Raw genomic sequence first — 20414 nt, 5'->3', positions numbered from 1 at the left:
CAAAGTTTCTCCGCGGTTCAAACGATGGTGAACAGCGGTTGGTCGTACTCAACCGGCTGGCCGTCTTCGACGAGGATGGATTCGATCACACCGCTGGTTTCAGCTTCGATGTGGTTCATCATCTTCATGGCTTCGACGATGCACAGGGTGTCGCCTTTCTTCACGGTCTGACCGACTTCAACGAAGGACGGCGAGCTTGGCGAAGACTTGCGATAGAAGGTGCCGACCATAGGCGAACGGGCAACGGTGCCGTTCAGAACAGGCGCGGCCGGAGCAGCTGGCGCTGCAGCGGCAACCGGAGCAGCAGCAACAGGCGCTGGAGCCGGAGCGTGCATTGGAGCCGGTGCGTAGTACTGCTGAGCCGGGGTCTTGCTATGGCGGCTGATGCGTACGGACTCTTCGCCTTCCTTGATCTCGAGCTCGTCGATGCCGGACTCTTCCAGCAATTCGATCAGTTTCTTAACTTTACGGATATCCATGAATCATCAACTCCCAAGGGTCGGTCAGGGGCGTATAGCTTGTTGTTCAAGCTGTTCCAGGGCAGCCTCCAGGGCCAGTCGATAACCGCTGGCGCCAAGGCCGCAGATCACTCCCACCGCAACATCGGAGAAGTAAGAGTGATGGCGGAAAGGTTCGCGTTTGTGCACATTAGACAAATGCACTTCGATGAATGGGATGCTCACCGCCAGCAGCGCGTCACGTAAAGCGACACTTGTGTGCGTAAAAGCTGCTGGGTTGATCAGAATGAAGTCCACACCTTCGCTGCGGGCAGCGTGGATGCGGTCGATCAGTTCGTACTCGGCGTTGCTTTGCAGGTGCAGCAAATGATGGCCGGCTTCACGAGCGCGGCGTTCCAGGTCCTGGTTGATCTGCGCCAGTGTCGTAGCGCCGTAGGTGCCCGGTTCACGGGTGCCGAGCATGTTCAGGTTGGGGCCGTGCAGAACCAATAGCGTCGCCATCTGCTGTTCCTTGTTTTCCGAGTGCATTTGTCAGAACCCGGCGACTATGCCGCAAAGCCTTTGTGACTGTCCAGTTCTATGCAATAGCCAGCACGATGGCCGATGTTTGCGCGAAATATGTGACCGGGTGATTAAATCCGGTCATTTGCTTTCGCGACACGTTCGGCGAAGTCCGTGGCGTTGATCTCGCCGATCACTCGCACATCGGCGCGTTCGACGCCGTCCTTGCCGAAAAACATCAGCGCCGGAGGGCCGAACAGTTTGTAGCGGTCGAGCAGCGCACGTTGTTCGGCGTTGCTGGCGGTGATATCGAAGCGGATCAGCCGATAGCCCTTGAGGCGTTCGACGACGTTGGTGTCGTTGAGCACTTCATGCTCGATGACTTTGCAGCTGATGCACCAGTCGGCGTACCAGTCGAGCAGCAGCGGGGTGCTGGACGATTTGGCTTCGGCGAGGACGCGATCGAGCTCAACCGGGGTCGTGACGGTTTGCCAGTCGCCGGAGCTTTGCGACTGCTCGCTGCCACTGACGACACGCGGTTGAGCGATAGGATTGAGCGGATCGGTCTGGCCGCTGAAAGCGCCGTACCAACACGCCAGCGCGTAGAACAGGAGGAACATGCCGAGCAACTGGCCTACGCGCTTTCGCGGAGGTTTGTAGACGAACTCCAGCGCGCCCATGAACAAACCCACGCCACCGGCCAGCAAGCCGATCAGCAGCAAGGTGATCTGCCCCGGTAAAACCCGACTGAGCAGACCGATCGCCAAACCCAGCAACAACACCCCAATCGCGTTTTTCACGTAGACCAGCCACGGCCCGCTTTTTGGCAGCCAGGCTGCGCCACCGGTGGCCACCAACAACAACGGGGCGCCCATGCCGAGGCCAAGCATGAACAGCTTCAGCCCGCCGCCCAGCGCGTCGCCGCTGGCGCTGATGTATAGCAAAGCGCCGGCCAGCGGCGCCGAGACGCAGGGCGAAACCAACAGGCTGGAAACCACGCCCAGCACCGCCGCGCCCCACAACGAGCCGCCTTCGGTGCGACCCGCGATGCGGTCCAGTCGGCTGCTGATCGCCTGCGGCAGCTTGAGTTCGAAGACGCCAAACATCGCCAATGCAAACACCGCAAAAAACATCGCGAACGGCACCAGCACCCAGGCCGATTGAAGCCGCGCCTGAAGATTGAGCTGCGCGCCGAACATCCCCATCAGCGCGCCGAGCAGGGCGAAACAGACGGCCATCGGCAGCACATAAGCGAGAGACAGATTGAAGCCGCGCAAGCCACCGACCTGGCCGCGCAACACCACGCCGGACAGGATCGGCAACATGGGCAGCACGCAAGGGGTGAACGTCAGGCCCAGGCCGGCGAGGAAGAACAGCACCAGCTCCCGCCAGCTCCAACCCGTGGTTGCGCCGCCACTGCCGTCGATACTCAGGCGTTCGGTTTCAGGCGGATAGCACAGGCCTTTGTCGGCGCAGCCCTGGTACGTCACGGCCAGCGTAAAGGCGCGTTGATCGGTGCGCGGTAGCTCGACATCTAGAATGCCGTGGTAAACCTCGACATCGCCAAAGTATTCATCGTGCTTTTGTTCACCCTTGGGCAACTGCGCCGTGCCGAGCGAGACATCGGCCGGATCGGCGCGAAATTGAAAGCGATGGCGGTAGAGGTAGTAACCCTCGGTGGCGACAAAGCGCAGTTTGATTGATTGTGGTGTGCTTTCTACCAGACTGAGCTGAAAGGCTTCGCGCACCGGCAGGAAGTCGGCGCTGTTGTTGATCGAACCCAGCGTGGCGCTTGGCCGACTCTCCAGCAAACCGGCGGCGTTGGCTGGCAGGGCGAGGACTAAAAGCAGCAGGCAAAGCAAACGGCGCATGACAATCTCGCGTATCGGAATTGGGGGCATGATAGCGGACAGTTGCGGGGTGTGCAGGGCGGGGATTTCGGTGGTGACTGTTCTGGCGCCTTCGCGAGCAAGCCCGCTCCCACAGGGAGTACGCATTCCAATGTGGGAGCGGGCTTGCTCGCGAAGGCGGTTTCTCAGACGCGAAAGGCTTGAACGGCTTTATGCAGTCTTCCACCCAGCACCAACAAATGCTCCCCTTGCTCACGTCCCTCGCCGATGCGCAGCAAGTTATCCCCACCCAACTGGTGAATCCGCTCACTGTGATCACGGATCTCGCTCACAGCGCCGCTCTGCTGAGCAGTGACATCGGCAATACGCACGGCGGTGTCGGAAATGGTCTGAATCGCCCCGACGATTTTATCCAGCGCGCCGTCAGCGGCCTGGGCCTGATTGGCGGTCGCTTCAGCATGCTCAACCTGCGCGCGCATACCTTCCACCGATTGCTGCGCCGCCATTTGCAATCCGGCGATCAAGGTCTGAATTTCGGCCGTGGCGCCAGCGGTGCGTTGCGCCAGTGAGCGAACCTCTTCGGCCACGACGGCAAAACCGCGGCCCATTTCCCCGGCCCGGGCCGCTTCAATAGCCGCGTTCAGCGCCAGCAGGTTGGTCTGGTCGGCAATCGAGCGAATCACCGTCAACACGCCGCCGATGGTGGCCGATTCCGAGGCCAGGTGTTCGATCATCTGTGCATTGCCTTGCACTTCATCGACAAGTGCGTGCAGCCCGGTAAGGCTCAAACCGATGACTTTTTGCCCATGCTCCACCGCCAGTCCGGCATGGCGACTGGCGTCGGCGGCCTGGCTGGCGTCACCGGCAACTTGTTGAATGGTCTCTTCCAGTTCGCCGAGAGAATCACGGATGAGCGCCGTGTCACCCGCCTGATGCTCGGCGCCGCTGTGCAGGTCATTGCTCAATTCGGCCAGGGTGCGACTGCTGCCGGCAACCTGTTCGGCGTTGAGGCGAATGGTCCCGACCAGGTCGACGAGATAGGCGCGCAAGCGATTGAGCGAGGCTTGAATGTCATGCAGCTCGCGATTGGTCTTGCCCAATTCAATGTCCCGGCTGAAGTCGCCCTCGGCCCAGGTCGAAAGAGCCGGCGCGAGGTTGGTCAGCGTTCGGGCCAAGCGTCGTTGCAGGGTGTCGATGAGCAACGCGATCAGCAGGATCAGGCCGATCATCACGCCTTGCATCAGCCGCACTTCGCTCTGGATTTGCCCGTGCTGGGCGCGGACCACCGGTTCCAGCCCGGCGATGGCCTGCTGCACCGCAGCGATTTTCAGGTGGGTCGCGGCGCTGAGGTCGGCACGTTTCTGGATCTGCTCGCGGGTGCGCGCAAGCTCCGCGGGGTAGCGGGTCAGCAGGCTGTTGAGTTCGCGTTTGAGCCCCACGCCAGCATCTTCGGCCACGGTTTTTTCGGTGTTCTCCAGGCCCATCATTGCGGCGAAATCGTCGGTGCCCGATTCACTTTGACTCGTCACACCGAGTAGCGGCAGGGCATTGAGAAGTTCAGCTTGAGCGCGGATGTTGGTGACTTCACGTTCAACATCCGCCGCCAGTTCACTGCGACCGCTGCTGACCAGTTTGTCCCGGGCCAGCGACAGTTTGCCCAGGTGTTGGGATGCGGAGAGTAAAGGCGTCAGATAAGTCGCGTTACCACTGGCGTACTGACTGAGCTGGTCGAGGCTGGCACCGAGCTCGCGTTCGGCTTGCAACAACAGTGCTTGCGGGTCGCCCGCGAGTTTGCCGGCGGCCAGCAGGTCGGTTTTGCTGAACTCATGCAGGTTCGAAAGGCTGGGGCGCAAGGTGTCGGCCAATACCGGCGGCAATTCACCGAGTTCCTTTTGCACGCCGTCGATGGCCTGAGTGGCGCTGCTCAGGCGCAAGGCGTCACCGCTGGCGAGATAATCCTCAACGTTGCGCGCCACTTCATTCTGAAATTGCTGAGACAACCCCAGGTAGCGCTCCATCAGCAAATACGGGCGTTCCAGGGCTTTTTGCGACCACCAGAGCGTGGCGCCGAGGGCCACGCACACGGCGACTAAAAGGAGGGTGTTGAGATTGGTCAGCAGCTTCAGGCGCATCGCGGACTACCAGCGGCAGCAGGGTAAGCGCCTGAAGTTATTGCGTTTCTGTTACAGGATTATGACCGTCTGGATTGATTCCGATGAAAAGGTGGCAGTTTGCTGTGATGCCCGAGCCGCCTGTACGCGGTTGCGCCCGGCGTGCTTGGCGCGATACAGCGCCTCGTCAGCCTGGCTGGCCATCATCAGGCTGTCGGAGTCTTCGCGCAGCTCGACCACCCCGGCGCTGAAGGTGCACGAGAGATCCTGAGGCTGGGCGGGGTAATGAATTTCCGCAAAGCGCTGACGGATTTCATCGAGGACGTTGTAGGCCGCTTCAATATCGGTGTCGGGCATGACAATGGCGAACTCTTCGCCACCGTAACGGCCGATGAAGTCAGTCTTGCGCAGGCGTTGCTTGAGAAACAGCGCCAGGCTCTTGATCACGCGGTCGCCCATCGGGTGGCCATGACTGTCGTTGACCCGCTTGAAGTGGTCAATGTCGAGCATCGCAAAGCTCAGCGGCTTGCTCTCGCGGCGGGCGCGGAAGCTACAGTCTTCGAGCAGTTGCAGGATGTGCGTGTGGTTGTACAGCCCGGTGAGGCTGTCTCGGACCATCCGCGCCTTGAGATTGCGCGCGCGCGCCGCGCGGTTGCGCACGGTGGTGATCAGGTGGCGCGGCTTGATCGGTTTGGTCAGGAAGTCGTCGCCGCCCTCGCTCATGGCGTCGAGCTGCTTGTCCAGATCGTCTTCGGCGGACAGGTAAATGATCGGCACGCTGACGTAGCGGTCGTTGTGGCGAATCACTTTGGCCAGTTCAGTACCCGTGCAGGTCGGCATGTACATGTCGAGGATGATCAGGTCGGGCTGGAAGTCCGCCAGTTCAGCCATGGCCTGGATCGGCTCGATCAAGGTCCGCGTGACGATCCCGGCGCTGTTGAGCAGGCGCTCGGTGTGCAAGGCCTGGGCGCGGGAGTCGTCGATGATCAGCACTTTATAAGGTTCGTATTGCGCAACGCAGGTCAGGACTTCGATTTTCTCCATCAGGCTCGAGGCTTCAAGAGTGCCGGTAAGAAACTCCTGACCGCCGGCGCGCACCGCGGCGAGGCGGGTGGGGGTGTCGGTTTCGAGCAGGCTGAAAAACAGCAGCGGCAACGGTTCATCCAGACCGATCTGGGCTTCGGCGGCCAGTTTCAGGCCAATGCCGGGACCGCTGAAGTCCACGTCCATGACGATCGCGGCGGGCAAGCGTTCGACCATCGACGAGCGAAATGCCGTCACGCTGTCGAGGGCGTGGGCGCTGAGCCCGAAGAATTCCAGCTGCTTGGTCAGGCGCTCGGCACGGTCGTGATCCTGCAGCATCACGTAGATCGGCTTGCGCAGCGGCGGAAGGAAAGTCTGCTCGAGTTGATCGCCATGCCGCAGGCCGGTGCGCGACAGGCGCTGCATCAGGCTATTGAGATCAGTGATGAGGCCGCTGCTCAGGCGTCCGCGATTCGCATCAACGGCTTCCAGCGATTGGCCGATGTGGCGCGCCAGATGGATGTGTTCCGGTTGTTCGAAACGCTCGGCGAAACGCAGCAGGCGCAGGTTGGCCTCGCTCAGTTCCGATAAATCGGAGGCGGACCACTCACTGCGTTGCAGGCGCTGCCAGATCTCAAGAATTTGACGTGCCTGATGAATTACCCGCTGGGCAAAGTGGTGCTTGAGGCGCTCACGGCTGGGGTCTTCTGGCTCGGTCATATCCTGACAACTAGTTAGGGCAAATGCTGAGATCGACTGGTGGCTCTATGCTAGCACCTCTTTTCGATTGCATGAGTGTCGTACGTCAATAATCTGCGCAGTGATGTCATTCAGTTTGTGACTGTCCGGTCTGTAAATGCTTGTCTTTGATTGAAGTGCCTGTGGGCTGGGCGTTGCAGGTCTTTTTCGGTCTGTTTTTCGGAAGTGTCCGCAGCCCCGGCGAGCCTTGTCTGTCAGGGATTTCTGATTTTTCTCCGGCGAGATCCGGAAGGGATTTTCGGCTGGTAGGGTTCAGGGATTCCCCTAGACGCCATTCGCCAATCATGACCCAGTGTTTCAAAAACCAACCCTGCGATGAGCAACGCCTGAACCACAACAGCACGCCCGTGGCTGACTGTGAATGCGAGGAGGTGGAGCTTTATGGCAGCAGGACGCTTGTTACCGAGGTGCCGATTCTTACGTGCGCGTGCCTATGGCGGCATTACCAGCGCGAGGCGGAAGAAATCGTTGCTCCCGGCGGGGTTCTGATCGCCGATCCAGTGGAACGCAATCGTGCGATCAATGCGGCTTACGCCCGGCTGTGGCTTCATGACCCCAGGTTTCAATGGGCTGGCTTGGCTGCATTTGCTTCCAAGCAGGTCGGCTGCGGGTTGCTCCATGCGGCGGACAGTATTGATCTCATTCGCGAGGATCATGAAGCGCGGCAGCGTATGCGTGACAGTCGTCGAGAGCACGGTTTGCTGACGCCGGACAGGATGGCCGAGCAGGCGGATGAGTTGCGTGACTATAAAGAAGCGGATGCGCGCAATCCGGTGCCGTCAATGGACTTTCGTTCGGAGGGCGAGGAGCTGTTGTTGGTGCAACAGCAGTTCCGGCATGTGCACGACATGATGGCGCTTGGGAATACCACGCTGTTTCTGGATGTTTTTCCGTTGCATGAGTTTTATGCGAAGCGTGGGTTGAGGGAGTTGAAGAAGTGTTTGAGAGCGCGGGCGCGGATTCATGGGCATGCGAAGTTTCCGGTGCTTTGGCCGGCGGGGAAGGAAAAGCTCGAATTCGGGCTGGATCACCCCGAGATTTTGCTGGGCTTTGAGGCGATAGAGGACGGAAGCATTGCCGGTAGCGTTGAGTATTTGGCGTTGCATGAACAGAAAAATATCCTCCAACCGACAATTTACCAGGACCGCCAATTGGTGGCTTTGCTGCGTGCCAACCACGTTTCCTACGTCACAGGGTTTCCTTCAGGCGTTGCCCAGGCGATTGAGTTGACCCTTACCAGCCAATGCCAGCGCGTCGAGGACGGGCGGACCATCGCTTTCGGCAATAACCCGCTGGCGGACTTGTCGGACATCAGGCAGCGAATGGAATTCGTGCTCCAGGCAGCGGCACGCTTTGATCAGATGCTTGGCGACCACAACCGTAATGCATTGGAACAGTCGATCAACGAAATCGCATCGAGCGGTAGCAGGCTATGACTCTGCGATCACGGTTGTTCGGCTGGCGCTTTGGCGCCTACCTTCTGCTTCTGACTGTCTTGACTTGGGCCGTCATACACCGCCTGACGCAACCTCTCTGGGATGAACCCGAAGTCGTCGTGGAAATGGGGGGGACGTATGAAGATCTGCGCAGAAACTCTTCAGCCCTCTTTAGTCCGGAGATGCGCGGACATATCTGGTTCGGTATTCCCATGACCGATGCGAGATTGCGATTCGTCGACCCGCAATTTGGGTTCACCACGCCTGCGGCGCGCTTTTTCACCGTCAATTTTGGCGACAATGTCATTTTCGGCATTCGTATGTCGCCACAGATCGAGCCGCTTCTGATTGATGACGCGCTTAAAGTCGTTCTCGACCTGCAAGACCAATGGCGCGAAAAAGGTTGGGTGGCGAAGGGACTGCGAGACAACCCCTCCATCGCCGATACGCCTGAATGGCGGGCCTACCTGAGGAAAGGAATTCTCGCAGGGATAACCTATTGGCAAGCCGACGATAAGTATCAGGTCATGCTGGTAGTGGGTCGCTTCGAGGATTACCGAAACCCGACCGAAGAGCGCTACCTCATCACCCTCGCACTCGCCAAACCCTGGACGCCCTTCGACGAAATCGAAGACATGTACGACGAACCCTCTCACTTCCCCGCCCCACAACCCAAATAAAAAGGAGCCCCACCATGCCAACTCCCGCCTTCATGACCCTCCACGGCGAACGACAAGGCCTGATCAGCGCTGGTGCCTTCACCGAGGCGTCCGTCGGTAACGTCTACCAACTGGGCCGTGAGGACCAGATCATGATTCAGGCCCTGAGCCACGGCATTTTCGTGCCGAAAGGGTCGGGGAGCGGGCGTCGGATGCACAAACCTTTAATCATCACCAAGACCATCGACAAGGCGTCGCCGCTGATCAATAACGCTTTGTGTTCGGGAGAATTGCTCACCCAGTGCCGCGTAGAGTGGTATCGGACATCGGCTCAGGGGATCCAGGAGCATTTCTACACGATGGAGCTGGAAGATGCGGTAATCGTCGGTTCTGAAGTGCTCATGCCGCATTGCCAGGATCCTGACACTGCCCACGTCACTCAACTGGAAAGGGTCCATTTTAATTACCGGCGAATTAATTGGCGGCATGAAATCAGCCGAACCGTGGGCTCCGATGAGTGGAACACCGAGGTGCAGGGATGAGGTTGGTCAATGAAGTCCACTTGTCCGATTGGGAGCGCCAACACACCTTTTCCAGCGAGCAAGCGTTGGATCTGGTGCGCCAGGCATTGCTTGATCGGCAACCCATCGAAGGCCTTGCCGACCTGCGTGCCGGCCTGTTGATTGATCTCGACAGCGAGGTGCTTGACCAGATTGATCGGGGAGAATGGCGGTTGGTCAGGGCTGAAGCCGACTACGTTGACTGGACTATGCCGGAACGCACCTTTGATCCAAAGGTGATCGAGCTGATGCAAAATCCGCCCGCTCAACCCTCGAGATCGCCAAGAATCTTCCGGCTCGTAGACAGCGTAACGGGCGAGCCTCTGGCGCAGCACCATTACCTGGCGACCGTGGATGGGGACACTTCACCGCGCAGAACCGACGGAAAGGGCTTCGCTCATCTGTTTACATCAACCGGGGTGCAGCAGATTTCAATGACGGTCATAGGCGTTTAACTCGGGCATGGCTACTTGAGCTCATAGACAACCGCTTGTCACATCCATAGACGCTAATTTGTCCGGATAACCCCGACGGCGGGTGCCGGGCAAAGGCACGTTGTTGTATGGTTGTGGTCGAACCGATGAACTCAAGTGATTGAAAGGATATCGCCATGCTGGACTGGAAGAACCGCGCGGGCAGCGCGCCTGAACGTGCCGCTGAACCGAAATCGGCCACCCGCAGTTACATCGGCGGCCTGTTGTTCAGCCGGGCGCTGGCCACGTTGATCGGCCTCTACCTGATTGTGGCCATTGCGCTTGGCTGGTACTGGAGCCAGGAGCCGGCGCTGTTCCCGGTTCAACAGAATGCCCAGGTGGCGGCCGAGAAAGAAGGCAAGCAGATGGTCGTCGGCTACACCACGGTGGAAACCCTCAAGACCGTTGCCAACACCTTGCTGACCAAGCCGGGCGGCTATATTTCCAACGACCGTTTCCCGCCGGGCCTGTGGATGGATAACACGCCGAGCTGGGAATATGGTGTGCTGGTCCAGGTCCGCGACTTGACGCGTGCGCTGCGCAAAGACTTCGCCCGCTCGCAATCGCAATCGGCCGAAGACTCCGATCTGGCGAAAGCCGAGCCGCGTTTCAACTTCGACAATAAAAGCTGGGTGCTGCCGTCCAGTGAGTCCGAGTATCAGGAAGGCCTCAATTCCCTGAGCCGCTATCAGGCGCGCCTGTCCGACCCTTCGCAGAAAAATGCACTGTTTTATGCCCGCGCCGACAACCTGAACAACTGGCTGGGCGATGTGGGCACCCGTTTGGGATCGTTGTCGCAACGCCTGTCGGCCAGCGTTGGCCGGGTCAAACTGAACACTGCGCTGAAAACCGAAGTGGTCGCGCCGGGTCAGGTGCCACAGGTTGACGAAGAAATCGTCGAAACCCCGTGGATGCAGATCGACAACGTGTTCTACGAGGCTCGCGGTCAGGCCTGGGCGCTGTCCCACCTGCTGCGCGCCATCGAGGTCGACTTCGCCGATGTACTGGCGAAGAAGAACGCGACGGTCAGCGTGCGCCAGATCATTCGTGAGCTGGAAGCCTCGCAAGAGCCGGTCTGGAGCCCGATGATCCTCAACGGCAGCGGCTTCGGTGTGCTGGCCAACCACTCGCTGGTCATGGCCAACTACATCTCCCGCGCCAACGCCGCAGTGATCGATCTGCGTCAACTGCTCAATCAGGGCTAAGTCATGGTCGATAGCGCCAAAGAGGCCGCCCATCGCGCGGCCTCGGATGCCGAACAGATCGCCTGGGTCGACGAGCAGGACAACCTGCTCGGCGCACTGGTCCGTTCCGACCTGCGCGAGCGCGGGCTGATCGGTCGCGGTACGTACATCATGCTGTTCAATTCCGCCGGAGAACTCTGCGTGCATCGGCGAACCTTGAGCAAGGCGATTTATCCCGGCTACTGGGATGTGGCGGCAGGGGGGATGGTGCTGGCTACCGAAACCTACGCCGAATCGGCAGCCCGTGAGCTGGAAGAAGAGCTCGGTGTGAGTGGTGTGGAACTGACCGCCCATGACCATTTTTTCTTCGAAGACACTGGCAATCGGCTCTGGTGTTCGGCGTTTTCGGCGGTGTGGGACGGCCCGCTGATCCTGCAACCGGAGGAAGTGCTCGAAGCGCGCTTTATTCCCGTCGATCAGGTCATGCAGGAAATCCAGCAAAAGCCTTATTGCCCGGACTCTCTGGCTGCATTGAAGCGCTATCTGAGAGCGCGTGGCGAGGACGTCGCAAAAGAGGCGTAAATTGGTGCCGATTGGCTCTTAGCAATCGGCGTTTTTGCCGTTACACTGCGCGACCTTTTCAAGCTGAACCGGTATTGCTTGTTGTAGGAGCTGCCGCAGGCTGCGATCTTTTGACTTTGCTTTTGAGTTGAAATCAAAAGATCGCAGCCTCGTTGCACTCGGCAGCTCCTACACAGGGTTGTACCGTTTCAGTAGCGCTGCCCCTGCCTGAGTGGGGCTTCGCGGTCGATGGCACCTGCCCAGGTTGCCGCGACCAGTCTTTGTCCTCCCAAGAGGATTGCCGGTGGCCAAAAAAGCCGCATCCTTCGCCGCCCTTGGTGGCCTGGTATTTTCCACCGACGCAGGTCGTCATTGCCCGGATTGTAGTAAACCGGTGGACGCCTGTATCTGCAAACAGACCGTTATCCCGGCCGGCGACGGCATTGCTCGCGTGCGTCGCGAAAGCAAGGGCCGTGGCGGCAAGACGGTGACCACCATCACCGGCGTGCCGTTGGCTGAAGACGCGCTCAAGGACCTGGCCACGACGTTGAAGAAACGCTGTGGTACCGGTGGGGCGTTGAAAGACGGAATCATTGAAATCCAGGGCGATCATGTCGAGCTACTGTTGGCTGAACTGATCAAGCTGGGTTTCAAAGCGAAGAAATCCGGCGGCTAGCAGCCTCTGTGAAAACCACCCCCGGCTTGACCGGCCCTGATTCAACCCGGGTCAGGCGTCGCCTACATGGTTTTCACAGAGCCTGTTCTGACCGGTTTCTAAACTCACTGCGGTCAGCGAGGTCTATCCCCTCGTTGACGAACCGTCATTTTCATCCTTTAGACTGCGCCGGCCTGAACCCAGGCGACGCTCTATGACTTCTTTAATAGGGGACTTCAATGTCCGTACGACGCACACGCAAAGACGATGGCAGCCAATGGACAGTTGCGGACAGCCGCAGTGTTTACGGGATTCGCCATTGGGGGGCCGGGTATTTCGCGATCAATGACGCCGGTCGCGTCGAAGTTCGCCCGAACGGCCCGACCAGTTCGCCTATCGACCTGTTCGAGCAAGTCGACCAGCTGCGCAAAAGCGGCCTGTCCTTGCCGTTGCTGGTGCGTTTCCCGGACATTCTGCAAGACCGCGTGCGTCAGCTGACCGGCGCGTTCGACGCCAACATCGAGCGCTTGGAATACCAGAGCAAATACACCGCGCTGTACCCGATCAAAGTGAACCAGCAAGAAGCGGTGATCGAAAACATCATCGCCACCCAGAACGTGTCCATCGGTCTGGAAGCCGGCTCCAAGCCTGAGCTGCTGGCGGTATTGGCGCTGGCGCCGAAGGGCGGCACCATCGTCTGCAACGGTTACAAGGACCGCGAGTTCATTCGTCTGGCGCTGATGGGCCAGAAGCTCGGCCACAACGTGTTCATCGTGATCGAGAAAGAATCCGAAGTGGGGCTGGTGATCGAAGAAGCCGCCACGCTGAAGGTCAAGCCTCAGGTCGGCCTGCGTGTGCGTCTGTCGTCCCTGGCGTCGAGCAAGTGGGCGGACACCGGTGGCGAGAAATCCAAGTTCGGTCTGTCGGCGGCGCAACTGTTGTCGGTGGTCGAGCGTTTCCGCGCGGCGGGCCTGGACCAAGGCATTCGCCTGCTGCACTTCCATATGGGTTCGCAGATCGCCAACCTGGCGGACTACCAGCACGGCTTCAAGGAAGCGATTCGTTACTACGGCGAACTGCGCAACCTCGGCCTGCCGGTGGACCACATCGACGTGGGTGGCGGTCTGGGCGTCGACTACGACGGCACGCACTCGCGTAACGCCAGCTCGATCAACTACGACATGGACGATTACGCCGGTGTCGTGGTCGGGATGCTCAAGGAGTTCTGCGACGCGCAGAGCCTGCCGCACCCGAACATCTTCTCCGAAAGCGGCCGTTCCCTGACTGCGCACCACGCCATGCTGGTGGTGCAGGTCACCGACGTCGAGAAACACAACGACGACGTGCCGCAGATCGACAACAAGGAAACGCTGCCGGAAACCGTGCAGTGGCTGGTTGACCTGCTCGGTCCGACCGACATCGAAATGGTTACTGAAACCTACTGGCGCGCCACGCACTACATGAGCGACGTGGCCACCCAGTACGCCGACGGCAAGCTGACCCTGGCCGAAAAAGCCCTGGCCGAGCAATGCTACTTCGCCGTGTGCCGCCGCCTGCACAACTCGTTGAAGGCGCGTCAGCGTTCCCACCGTCAGGTGCTCGACGAACTCAACGACAAGCTGGCCGACAAGTACATCTGCAACTTCTCGGTGTTCCAGAGCCTGCCGGACACCTGGGCCATCGGCCAGGTCCTGCCGATCCTCCCGCTGCACCGTCTCGACGAAGAACCGCTGCGTCGCGCCGTGCTGCAGGATCTGACCTGTGACTCTGACGGCAAGATCAAGCAATACGTCGACGAGCAGAGCATCGAAACCAGCCTGCCGGTGCACGCACTGAACGACGGTGAGGACTACTTGCTGGGCATCTTCCTGGTCGGTGCCTATCAGGAAATTCTCGGCGACATGCACAACCTGTTTGGTGACACCGACTCGGTGAACATCTACCAGAATGCCGACGGCAGTGTGTACCACGCGGGTATCGAAACCCATGACACCATCGAAGACATGCTGCGTTACGTGCATTTGTCGCCGGAAGAACTGATGACCCACTACCGCGACAAGTGCGCCAGTGCGCGCATCACCACCGCCGAACGCACCCAGTTCCTCGACGCATTGCGTCTGGGCCTGACCCGTTCGTCTTACCTCTCTTCTTGAGGTAAGTCGCCGCTCTCATCAGGTTGTCTGAAAATGTTCCGCGTGCTGCGGAAATTTCAGATGACCTGGTGCGGCGGTTCTCTATTTCCCCGCGAAATTGCCCACATTCCCGGCTATCAAAGCCATATGGTCTTCTTTTCGCGTAGGCCATTTCCTAAGTTGTACTTCGGCACTCTACTCAGCCATGGCTCTCGGCGAGAATCCCTGACCGCCCCTCCTGTAGAGAATCGCCGATGTTCGATCCAGTCAACGAGCCTTCATTTCGTCTGGACGTAGCCGGTCTGCCCGACCCTTTCGAAGTCCTGGCCTTTACCGGTAGAGAAGCGATCAGCGAGCCCTTTGTGTTCGACGTGGACCTGCTGATCGATGACCCTACGCTCGACCTTGCAAGCTTGCTGTACCGTCCGGCCGTTTTGCATTTCGGGCCTGAGGGCAGCGCTTTTCACGGCCAACTGCATGAACTGGTCCAGCGTGACCATGGCCCGAGCGTCAGGCTTTGCCACGTGCGTTTTGGGCCCAGGCTGGCTTGCCTTTCCCAACGATTCAGTCGGCGAATTTTCAGCGACGTCTCGATGCCCGAGATTCTCTGCCAGGTGCTCAGGGAACACGGCATCACGGGCAAGGATCGACGCTTCGAACTGAGTGGCGATTACCCGCCCCGTGATTTCTGCACGCAGTATCGAGAATCGGATTTGCAGTTTCTCCAGCGCCTGTGCGCGCAGGAATGCCTGCATTACCACTTCGAGCACAACGCGCACGGGCACTGCGTGGTGTTTGGTGATCGCCGCGGCCATTTCCTTCTCGGCGCGAGCTCGGAATTTCAGGTTGATAACGGGCAACCGGCGGTGCGGCAGTTTCAGCTCCAGGCGGGTCAACGTACCGCGCCAAGTGCCGAAGGTCGTACAGACCTGCCGACGTTGCGCAGTGGTCAGTTGATGCCCTTGTCGGGCCACCCGGTCACCGACTGGAATCATTTGTGGCTGCTGACCCATGTCGAACATCAGGGCAGCCAGGACCCGCTGGCACCCTACAGTAACCAGATCCGCGCGATTCATTGGGAGGCCCCCCTCGTCCTGCCCCCTTGCGCAGTGAAACCACGGATGCACAGCCTGCAACGCGCCTGGGTAGTCGATGTCGATGAACCTCGGCCGGATCCTTCCCGGCCGGTGGCCGTGCAGTTCGACTGGCTCTATCAGGGCGAAGGCGCGACACCCAGCCATTGTTGGCTACCGCTGGCCGCTGAGCTGGAAGATCCGGGCGTCTCGCCGCTGAGCGAGGGCACCGAGGTGGTGGTGAGCTTCATCGAGGGCGATCCGGATCAGCCGTTGATCTGCGGGTTTCTGCCCACGCCGTCGACGGTCGAAGAGACCGAGGTTCCCGGCCCGACAGAAAACAGCTCGCCCGAGGCAGGGTTGCTGGAACTCCTGCGCTCGGGCGAGCCTTTGGTGCTGTTGTGTCTGTTACCCGGCGGCGGCAGTTTCAGCCATTGCCCACAGGCACTGTGCATCTGTCGGGCGGTGACGGGGTTTGGCCAGAGCGGTGCGGCATGATCGGCGCGACCCCGCAATGGCTGTTGCTGGATGTGCCGAGTGCGCCTCAGGCGAGGGCATTGCTGCAACAGGCATCCGCGCAGGCCCGATGGTTCTGGTTGTTCGAGGACACGGAACTGCATGCGTTGCGCAAACACGGTCCGGCCCTGATCGACCTTCGGACCTGCCCGGCGCTGGCCGAGTCGTGCTACAGCCAAACGCAGGTCTGGCGTGGTCTGCTGGTGGTCAGCGCGGCGTCGTCGTCGCAGTTGCTGGAGCATTTGCGACGCATGCTCACTGTCACCTTCGGGCTGCACCATCGGGCCTTGTTGAATTATTACAACCCGAACACGGCCAGTTATTTTTTCGATGCCTGTGATGCCCGGGAGTTGAGTCGCTGGCTGGGTCCGATCAGCCAGTTGCACTGGTTCGGCGGGACATGGGCTGATCGCGCGATCGGCAGTCAAGGTTGGCAGCAGTTGCTCAATCCGGGGCTCGCCGTCAGCCCGTTGGCGGTCGAAGAAAGCCTCAGTCTTCGTCAGCGGGAAACCCTGCAAACTTGCCTGCTGGAGCAGCATGCCTGGCACTGGAGCCAATCCACCGGAACCGATTACCAGCGCTTGTGGGCTCATGTGCAGGAAGGGCTGGCGCTGGGTTTCAGCGAGCGGCCGGTGCTCGATGGCTGGTTGTGGCTACGCTTGCAGTACCCCCGCGCTTCGCTGGTGCCGCCGTTGTCCGGGCTGACCCAGCAGGAGCGCCTCGATAGCCTGCGCAAACGCTGGCAGAACGATCAGGCTCAGTGAGCCCTACCGCTGAACCAGCCGTCGTTGTTGCGCAGAAACCAGGCAATCGCACCGAGGGTCAGGCTGCGCAGCACCATGAACAACAGGAACGTTATCCACAGTCCGTGATTGCCAAAACCGCGCAACGCCCAGGCGAACGGCAGCAGCAGAAGCACGGTCAACAGCATGCCGTTGCGCATTTCCCTGGCGCGGGTTGCGCCGATAAACAGCCCGTCGAGCAAGTAGCTCCAGACCGCGATCAACGGCAGGGCGGCGAGGTAGGGCAGGTAGATGAACGCGGTATCGCGCACACTCTGAATGTCGGTCTGCATCTCGATGAACAAGTGCCCGGCGAACAGGAACAGCACGGCAAACCCCACGCTCGCCAACAACGACCATCCGCAGGCGACGACCAATGAGCGGCGCAGGGCATCACGGTCGCGAGCGCCAATCGCATGCCCGCACAGTGCTTCCACGGCATGGGCCAGGCCATCGAGTGCATGGGCGGTCAGCAGCAACCCGTTGAGCAGCAGGGCGTTGGCGGCGACGGTCGCATCACCCAGTCGCGCGCCTTGCACAGTAATCAGAAAAAACACCGATTGCAGCAGCAGGCTGCGGATGAAGATGTCGCGGTTGACTGCCAACAACGGTCGCCAACTCTGCCACAGCGCCAACGCGGCCCAGGCAATGTGGCCGGGGTAGGCGCGCAGGGCTTTGCGGGTCATCAGCAGGCCAATTAGCGCGCCGGTCCATTCGGCGATCACCGAAGCCCGGGCTGCGCCGACCACACCCCATTCCAGACCGAGGACAAACCACAGGTTCAGCGCAATGTTGACCAGATTGGTGCTCAGCAAAATCGCCAGTGGCGCCCGGGCATTTTGAGTGCCGAGGAACCAGCCGACCAGCGCATAGCTGGCCAGCGCGGCCGGCAGGCCGAACAGGCGCGTGTGAAAGAATTCGCGGGTCAGTTGATCCAGTTCTGCCGAGGGTTGCATGAAATGCAGCGCGACTCCGCTCAACGGGATGCCCAGCGCGCCTAATGCAATGGCCAGCCCCATGGCCAGCAACAGACCCTGCAACAGAATCTGCCGCAACGCCGCGCCATCCCCGCGTCCGGCGGCCTGCGCGGCAAATCCGGTGGAGCCCATGCGCAGAAAGCCCATGGCCCAGGCGAGAAAGGTATACAGGCTGGCCCCGACCGCGACGGCGCCCAGTTGATGGGCGTGAGGCAAGTGGCCGATGACCGTACTGTCGACCAGCGCCACCAGCGGCACGGAAATGTTCGAGAGGATCATGGGCGCGGCGAGCGCCCAGACCCGGCGATGGGTCGGGCGGTCGCGCCAGTCGGCAATCAGGTTGGACATGCAGGCTCCTTGGAGAGCCGGCATTGTAGCGATAGTTGGGAATCTGCAGCGGTCCATTAATGTGGGAGCGGGCTTGCTCGCGAATGCGGTGTATCAGTCGATGCAAGTGTTTACTGACCCACCGCCTTCGCGAGCAAGTCGAATCGTCGCACCGCCGCTCCCACAGGGGGCTGAGGTGTTAATGGATTATCCAGCTAAGCAACCACAACCCCAGCAGCAACCAGATGATCCCCATGATGATCGACGCATTCATGAACGCCCGGATCGCCGACCACAACAGCATCAGCCCCAGGATCAGCGCGATGATGCTGATGATCGACGTGTCCATGCCCAGCGCGCGGGACAGCCCTTCGACAAAATTGCTGCCGGCTTGGCTCAACAGATTGAACAGGCCGCTGAGAGCGTCAACGATAAAGCGGATGACCGAACCGAGCGCCTGGCCGAGCCATTCGAAAAAACTTTCTACCTGCATGTCGTTAACGTCCTGATGTAAGTGGTTGAACCTTGGGCCATTGAACGCGGTGGCGAGTTCCCGGTAGGAGCTGCCGAAGGCTGCGATCTTTTTGATTATGGAGCAAAGAAATGCGCCGTACCGAGATGCTTGCCTTCCTCAGTCATCCCCCCGAAGCTATACGCCTTGAGGAGAGCCCGATGAACCTTGTTGAACTGACCGAACGCCTGCACGCCATCCGTGACCGCAATGACTGGCGGCAATTTCACAGCCCGAAAAACCTGGCCATGGCCGCGAGCGTGGAAATGTCCGAACTGGTGGAAATCTTCCAGTGGTTGAGCGAAGACCAGTCACGCCAGTTGCCGGCGGACAAACTGGCTCATGCCGGGCAGGAAGTCGGCGACATCGTGCTCTATCTACTGCTGCTGTGCAGCGAGTTGGGGCTGGACATGAATGAAGTGGTGCGCAGCAAACTCGCGGACAGTGAACGGAGGTTCAACTGATGAGCGATCGTCATTTCGATCAACTGGCGACCCGTTTCGCCGAAAAGATCTACGGGGGCGCCAAAGGCGCGATCCGCCTGGCGGTGCTTCAGGCCGACCTGGCCGAAACCCTGCCGGACCGCCCGCTGCGTGTACTCGACATCGGCGCCGGCCTGGGCCATATGTCGTTGTGGCTGGCCCAGCGCGGGCATGACGTGACACTGGCCGAACCCGCCGAGCCGATGCTGGAAGGTGCTCGCCAACGTTTCGCCGAGGCCGGGCAGACGGCTACGTTCATTCAGGCACCGTGGCAGGACCTGCTCGGTCAGCTCACCGAACCCTACGATCTGGTGCTGTGCCACGCGGTGCTGGAATGGCTGGCCGAACCTCACGCGATCCTGCCGGTGCTGCATCAGCTGACGAAGCAGGACGGCTGGTTGTCCCTGGCCTTCTACAACCGCGATGCGCTGATCTACCGCAACCTGCTCAAGGGCCACTTCCGCAAAATGCGCAAGAACGACATGGCCGGCGAAAAGCAGAGCCTGACCCCTCAGCAGCCGCTTGATCCGCGTGAGCTGGCAGCGCAACTTGAAGGCCTGTGGCAGGTCGAAACCCAGAGCGGGGTGCGTGTTTTTCACGACTACATGCCGGTGGAATTCCAGGCCCGCGCCGAACTGGTGGACTTGCTGGAAATGGAGCTGGCCCACCGGCGTCACCCAAGCTTTGCCGGACTTGGGCGCTACTTGCACTGGATCTGTCGGCCGATCTGATCGGAGCGCGAAATGAAACGTCGTTCAGGGTTACTGGTGATCTGTCTCGGGTTGGCCGCCTGCCAGGGCACCAATCCGTACGTGGCAAGTTCCAAACCCTTGCCGCCGGCGCCGCCTGAGGCGGCCAACACCTTCGATCGCAGCGCCTACCCGGCACCGCCGCGTGACTACGGTCGCTACCGCAGCTGGGCCTGGCTCGACGGGCGTCTGCCTCCGGGTTCGGCCTGGGCGGATTCGGCGCAAGTCGCCGAAGCCGTGAGCAATGCCCTCGATCAGCGCGGTTTGCGGCCGCTGCATGATAATCGACCGGCAGACTTGTTCGTCAGCGCCGATTTGCATCTGGAAACCCGCTTGCGGCAGGTTCAGGACGACTACGGTTATTACGGCGGCGGTTATGGCGGCTACAACCGCTACGGCAGCGGTTATGGCATGTACAACACGGTGCCGATCGTTCGGACTTATTCGGAACAGGTTGTGGTGGTGCGCGTGGATCTGTACGACGCCGGCACCGGTCAACCGGTGTGGAGTTCGAGCGCCGAAACCAGCAACAAGGGCAGCCAAAGTGCACGAGCCGATGCGATTCGGGAAGCTGTGGAAAAGGCCATGTCGGCGTATCCTCCCAGTTAGCTTCTGCAATCAAGAAGCGTTCCGCA

At 60.2% G+C, this 20414-nt stretch carries 20 protein-coding genes; 13 read left to right on the top strand and 7 right to left on the bottom strand.

The window, feature by feature from the left end; all coding sequences use genetic code 11:
* Window positions 1-17: 17 nt before the first annotated feature.
* The 5 genes from accB to ACYZTL_RS12365 form a co-directional block, all read right to left on the bottom strand.
* The gene (accB, locus tag ACYZTL_RS12385) at window positions 18-479 is read right to left on the bottom strand and encodes an acetyl-CoA carboxylase biotin carboxyl carrier protein (protein WP_054044024.1); all 462 of its coding nucleotides are present in this window, start codon (window positions 477-479) and stop codon (window positions 18-20) included.
* Window positions 480-503: 24 nt separating this feature from the next.
* On the bottom strand, window positions 504-959 hold the full coding sequence (gene aroQ / locus ACYZTL_RS12380; RefSeq protein WP_008031265.1) for a type II 3-dehydroquinate dehydratase: 456 nt from the start codon (window positions 957-959) through the stop codon (window positions 504-506).
* 131 nt (window positions 960-1090) lie between these two features.
* Window positions 1091-2830, bottom strand: coding sequence for a protein-disulfide reductase DsbD (locus ACYZTL_RS12375; RefSeq protein ID WP_461952023.1), 1740 nt, complete (start codon window positions 2828-2830; stop codon window positions 1091-1093).
* Window positions 2831-2994: 164 nt separating this feature from the next.
* Window positions 2995-4038, bottom strand: coding sequence for a methyl-accepting chemotaxis protein (locus ACYZTL_RS12370; RefSeq protein ID WP_461954300.1), 1044 nt, complete (start codon window positions 4036-4038; stop codon window positions 2995-2997).
* Window positions 4039-4992: 954 nt separating this feature from the next.
* On the bottom strand, window positions 4993-6663 hold the full coding sequence (locus ACYZTL_RS12365; RefSeq protein WP_461952022.1) for a diguanylate cyclase: 1671 nt from the start codon (window positions 6661-6663) through the stop codon (window positions 4993-4995).
* Between the two features lie 323 nt (window positions 6664-6986).
* Here ACYZTL_RS12365 and ACYZTL_RS12360 point away from each other — a divergent pair, with 323 nt between their 5' ends.
* The 10 genes from ACYZTL_RS12360 to ACYZTL_RS12315 all read left to right on the top strand — a co-directional run bounded on the left by ACYZTL_RS12360 (window position 6987) and on the right by ACYZTL_RS12315 (window position 16715).
* Window positions 6987-8138: a DUF2515 family protein gene (locus ACYZTL_RS12360; RefSeq protein ID WP_461954299.1), complete on the top strand. Its 1152-nt coding sequence runs from the start codon at window positions 6987-6989 to the stop codon at window positions 8136-8138.
* Entirely contained in the window at window positions 8135-8818 is a 684-nt protein-coding gene (locus ACYZTL_RS12355; RefSeq protein WP_461952021.1) for a hypothetical protein, read from the top strand. Before ACYZTL_RS12360 ends, ACYZTL_RS12355 begins: the two co-directional genes overlap by 4 nt.
* A gap of 14 nt (window positions 8819-8832) precedes the next feature.
* Window positions 8833-9339, top strand: coding sequence for an Hcp family type VI secretion system effector (locus ACYZTL_RS12350; protein WP_461952020.1), 507 nt, complete (start codon window positions 8833-8835; stop codon window positions 9337-9339).
* Window positions 9336-9812, top strand: a complete 477-nt coding sequence (locus tag ACYZTL_RS12345; protein ID WP_461952019.1) for a hypothetical protein — start codon at window positions 9336-9338, stop codon at window positions 9810-9812. The genes ACYZTL_RS12350 and ACYZTL_RS12345 overlap by 4 nt, the downstream gene beginning before the upstream one ends.
* Window positions 9813-9967: 155 nt before the next feature.
* Window positions 9968-11035, top strand: coding sequence for a DUF2333 family protein (locus ACYZTL_RS12340; protein ID WP_461952018.1), 1068 nt, complete (start codon window positions 9968-9970; stop codon window positions 11033-11035).
* Window positions 11036-11038: 3 nt separating this feature from the next.
* The gene (locus ACYZTL_RS12335; protein WP_461952017.1) at window positions 11039-11596 is read left to right on the top strand and encodes an NUDIX hydrolase; all 558 of its coding nucleotides are present in this window, start codon (window positions 11039-11041) and stop codon (window positions 11594-11596) included.
* A 283-nt stretch (window positions 11597-11879) separates the two neighbouring features.
* Window positions 11880-12251, top strand: coding sequence for a translation initiation factor Sui1 (locus ACYZTL_RS12330; protein ID WP_090176030.1), 372 nt, complete (start codon window positions 11880-11882; stop codon window positions 12249-12251).
* A 218-nt stretch (window positions 12252-12469) separates the two neighbouring features.
* A complete protein-coding gene (gene speA / locus ACYZTL_RS12325) occupies window positions 12470-14383 on the top strand; it encodes an arginine decarboxylase (protein WP_461952016.1) in 1914 nt (637 codons plus the stop codon).
* 233 nt (window positions 14384-14616) lie between these two features.
* Window positions 14617-15933, top strand: coding sequence for a type VI secretion system Vgr family protein (locus ACYZTL_RS12320; RefSeq protein ID WP_461952015.1), 1317 nt, complete (start codon window positions 14617-14619; stop codon window positions 15931-15933).
* A complete protein-coding gene (locus tag ACYZTL_RS12315; RefSeq protein WP_461952014.1) occupies window positions 15930-16715 on the top strand; it encodes a DUF4123 domain-containing protein in 786 nt (261 codons plus the stop codon). The genes ACYZTL_RS12320 and ACYZTL_RS12315 overlap by 4 nt, the downstream gene beginning before the upstream one ends.
* Here the strand turns inward: ACYZTL_RS12315 and ACYZTL_RS12310 are convergent.
* Together ACYZTL_RS12310 and ACYZTL_RS12305 are read right to left on the bottom strand one after the other, a co-directional pair.
* Window positions 16709-18058 carry an MATE family efflux transporter gene (locus ACYZTL_RS12310; RefSeq protein WP_461952013.1) on the bottom strand — a complete coding sequence of 450 codons (1350 nt, stop codon included), beginning with the start codon at window positions 18056-18058 and terminating at the stop codon, window positions 16709-16711. The two genes, ACYZTL_RS12315 and ACYZTL_RS12310, sit on opposite strands and share 7 nt — an antisense overlap.
* A gap of 178 nt (window positions 18059-18236) precedes the next feature.
* Window positions 18237-18530 carry a hypothetical protein gene (locus tag ACYZTL_RS12305; RefSeq protein WP_461952012.1) on the bottom strand — a complete coding sequence of 98 codons (294 nt, stop codon included), beginning with the start codon at window positions 18528-18530 and terminating at the stop codon, window positions 18237-18239.
* A 179-nt stretch (window positions 18531-18709) separates the two neighbouring features.
* On the opposite strand from ACYZTL_RS12305, the gene ACYZTL_RS12300 reads away from it, so the two are divergent.
* The 3 genes from ACYZTL_RS12300 to ACYZTL_RS12290 are packed head-to-tail and all read left to right on the top strand — an operon-like array spanning window position 18710 to window position 20388.
* A complete protein-coding gene (locus ACYZTL_RS12300) occupies window positions 18710-19012 on the top strand; it encodes a MazG-like family protein (RefSeq protein ID WP_461954298.1) in 303 nt (100 codons plus the stop codon).
* Complete coding sequence (locus ACYZTL_RS12295; RefSeq protein ID WP_461952011.1) at window positions 19012-19761, top strand: methyltransferase domain-containing protein; 750 nt, start codon at window positions 19012-19014, stop codon at window positions 19759-19761. Before ACYZTL_RS12300 ends, ACYZTL_RS12295 begins: the two co-directional genes overlap by 1 nt.
* Window positions 19762-19773: 12 nt before the next feature.
* Entirely contained in the window at window positions 19774-20388 is a 615-nt protein-coding gene (locus ACYZTL_RS12290; protein WP_461952010.1) for a DUF4136 domain-containing protein, read from the top strand.
* The last annotated feature ends 26 nt before the right edge of the window (window positions 20389-20414 follow it).

This window comes from Pseudomonas sp. LB3P81 (assembly GCF_054897965.1).
Note: the sequence above shows the minus strand (reverse complement) of the source record. Positions and strands in the feature narration are given on the sequence as shown.

Bases quoted from the DNA above. Each gene is read 5' to 3' on its own strand.
- ACYZTL_RS12375 (WP_461952023.1), bottom strand. From the start codon at position 2,830: ATGCGCCGTTTGCTTTGCCTGCTGCTTTTAGTCCTCGCCCTGCCAGCC.
- ACYZTL_RS12370 (WP_461954300.1), bottom strand. From the start codon at position 4,038: ATGATCGGCCTGATCCTGCTGATCGCGTTGCTCATCGACACCCTGCAA.
- ACYZTL_RS12290 (WP_461952010.1), top strand. From the start codon at position 19,774: ATGAAACGTCGTTCAGGGTTACTGGTGATCTGTCTCGGGTTGGCCGCC.
- ACYZTL_RS12340 (WP_461952018.1), top strand. From the start codon at position 9,968: ATGCTGGACTGGAAGAACCGCGCGGGCAGCGCGCCTGAACGTGCCGCT.
- ACYZTL_RS12305 (WP_461952012.1), bottom strand. From the start codon at position 18,530: ATGCAGGTAGAAAGTTTTTTCGAATGGCTCGGCCAGGCGCTCGGTTCG.
- ACYZTL_RS12295 (WP_461952011.1), top strand. From the start codon at position 19,012: ATGAGCGATCGTCATTTCGATCAACTGGCGACCCGTTTCGCCGAAAAG.
- ACYZTL_RS12310 (WP_461952013.1), bottom strand. From the start codon at position 18,058: ATGTCCAACCTGATTGCCGACTGGCGCGACCGCCCGACCCATCGCCGG.
- speA (WP_461952016.1), top strand. From the start codon at position 12,470: ATGTCCGTACGACGCACACGCAAAGACGATGGCAGCCAATGGACAGTT.
- ACYZTL_RS12365 (WP_461952022.1), bottom strand. From the start codon at position 6,663: ATGACCGAGCCAGAAGACCCCAGCCGTGAGCGCCTCAAGCACCACTTT.
- aroQ (WP_008031265.1), bottom strand. From the start codon at position 959: ATGGCGACGCTATTGGTTCTGCACGGCCCCAACCTGAACATGCTCGGC.
- ACYZTL_RS12350 (WP_461952020.1), top strand. From the start codon at position 8,833: ATGCCAACTCCCGCCTTCATGACCCTCCACGGCGAACGACAAGGCCTG.
- ACYZTL_RS12335 (WP_461952017.1), top strand. From the start codon at position 11,039: ATGGTCGATAGCGCCAAAGAGGCCGCCCATCGCGCGGCCTCGGATGCC.
- ACYZTL_RS12315 (WP_461952014.1), top strand. From the start codon at position 15,930: ATGATCGGCGCGACCCCGCAATGGCTGTTGCTGGATGTGCCGAGTGCG.
- accB (WP_054044024.1), bottom strand. From the start codon at position 479: ATGGATATCCGTAAAGTTAAGAAACTGATCGAATTGCTGGAAGAGTCC.
- ACYZTL_RS12360 (WP_461954299.1), top strand. From the start codon at position 6,987: ATGACCCAGTGTTTCAAAAACCAACCCTGCGATGAGCAACGCCTGAAC.
- ACYZTL_RS12300 (WP_461954298.1), top strand. From the start codon at position 18,710: ATGAACCTTGTTGAACTGACCGAACGCCTGCACGCCATCCGTGACCGC.
- ACYZTL_RS12355 (WP_461952021.1), top strand. From the start codon at position 8,135: ATGACTCTGCGATCACGGTTGTTCGGCTGGCGCTTTGGCGCCTACCTT.
- ACYZTL_RS12320 (WP_461952015.1), top strand. From the start codon at position 14,617: ATGTTCGATCCAGTCAACGAGCCTTCATTTCGTCTGGACGTAGCCGGT.
- ACYZTL_RS12345 (WP_461952019.1), top strand. From the start codon at position 9,336: ATGAGGTTGGTCAATGAAGTCCACTTGTCCGATTGGGAGCGCCAACAC.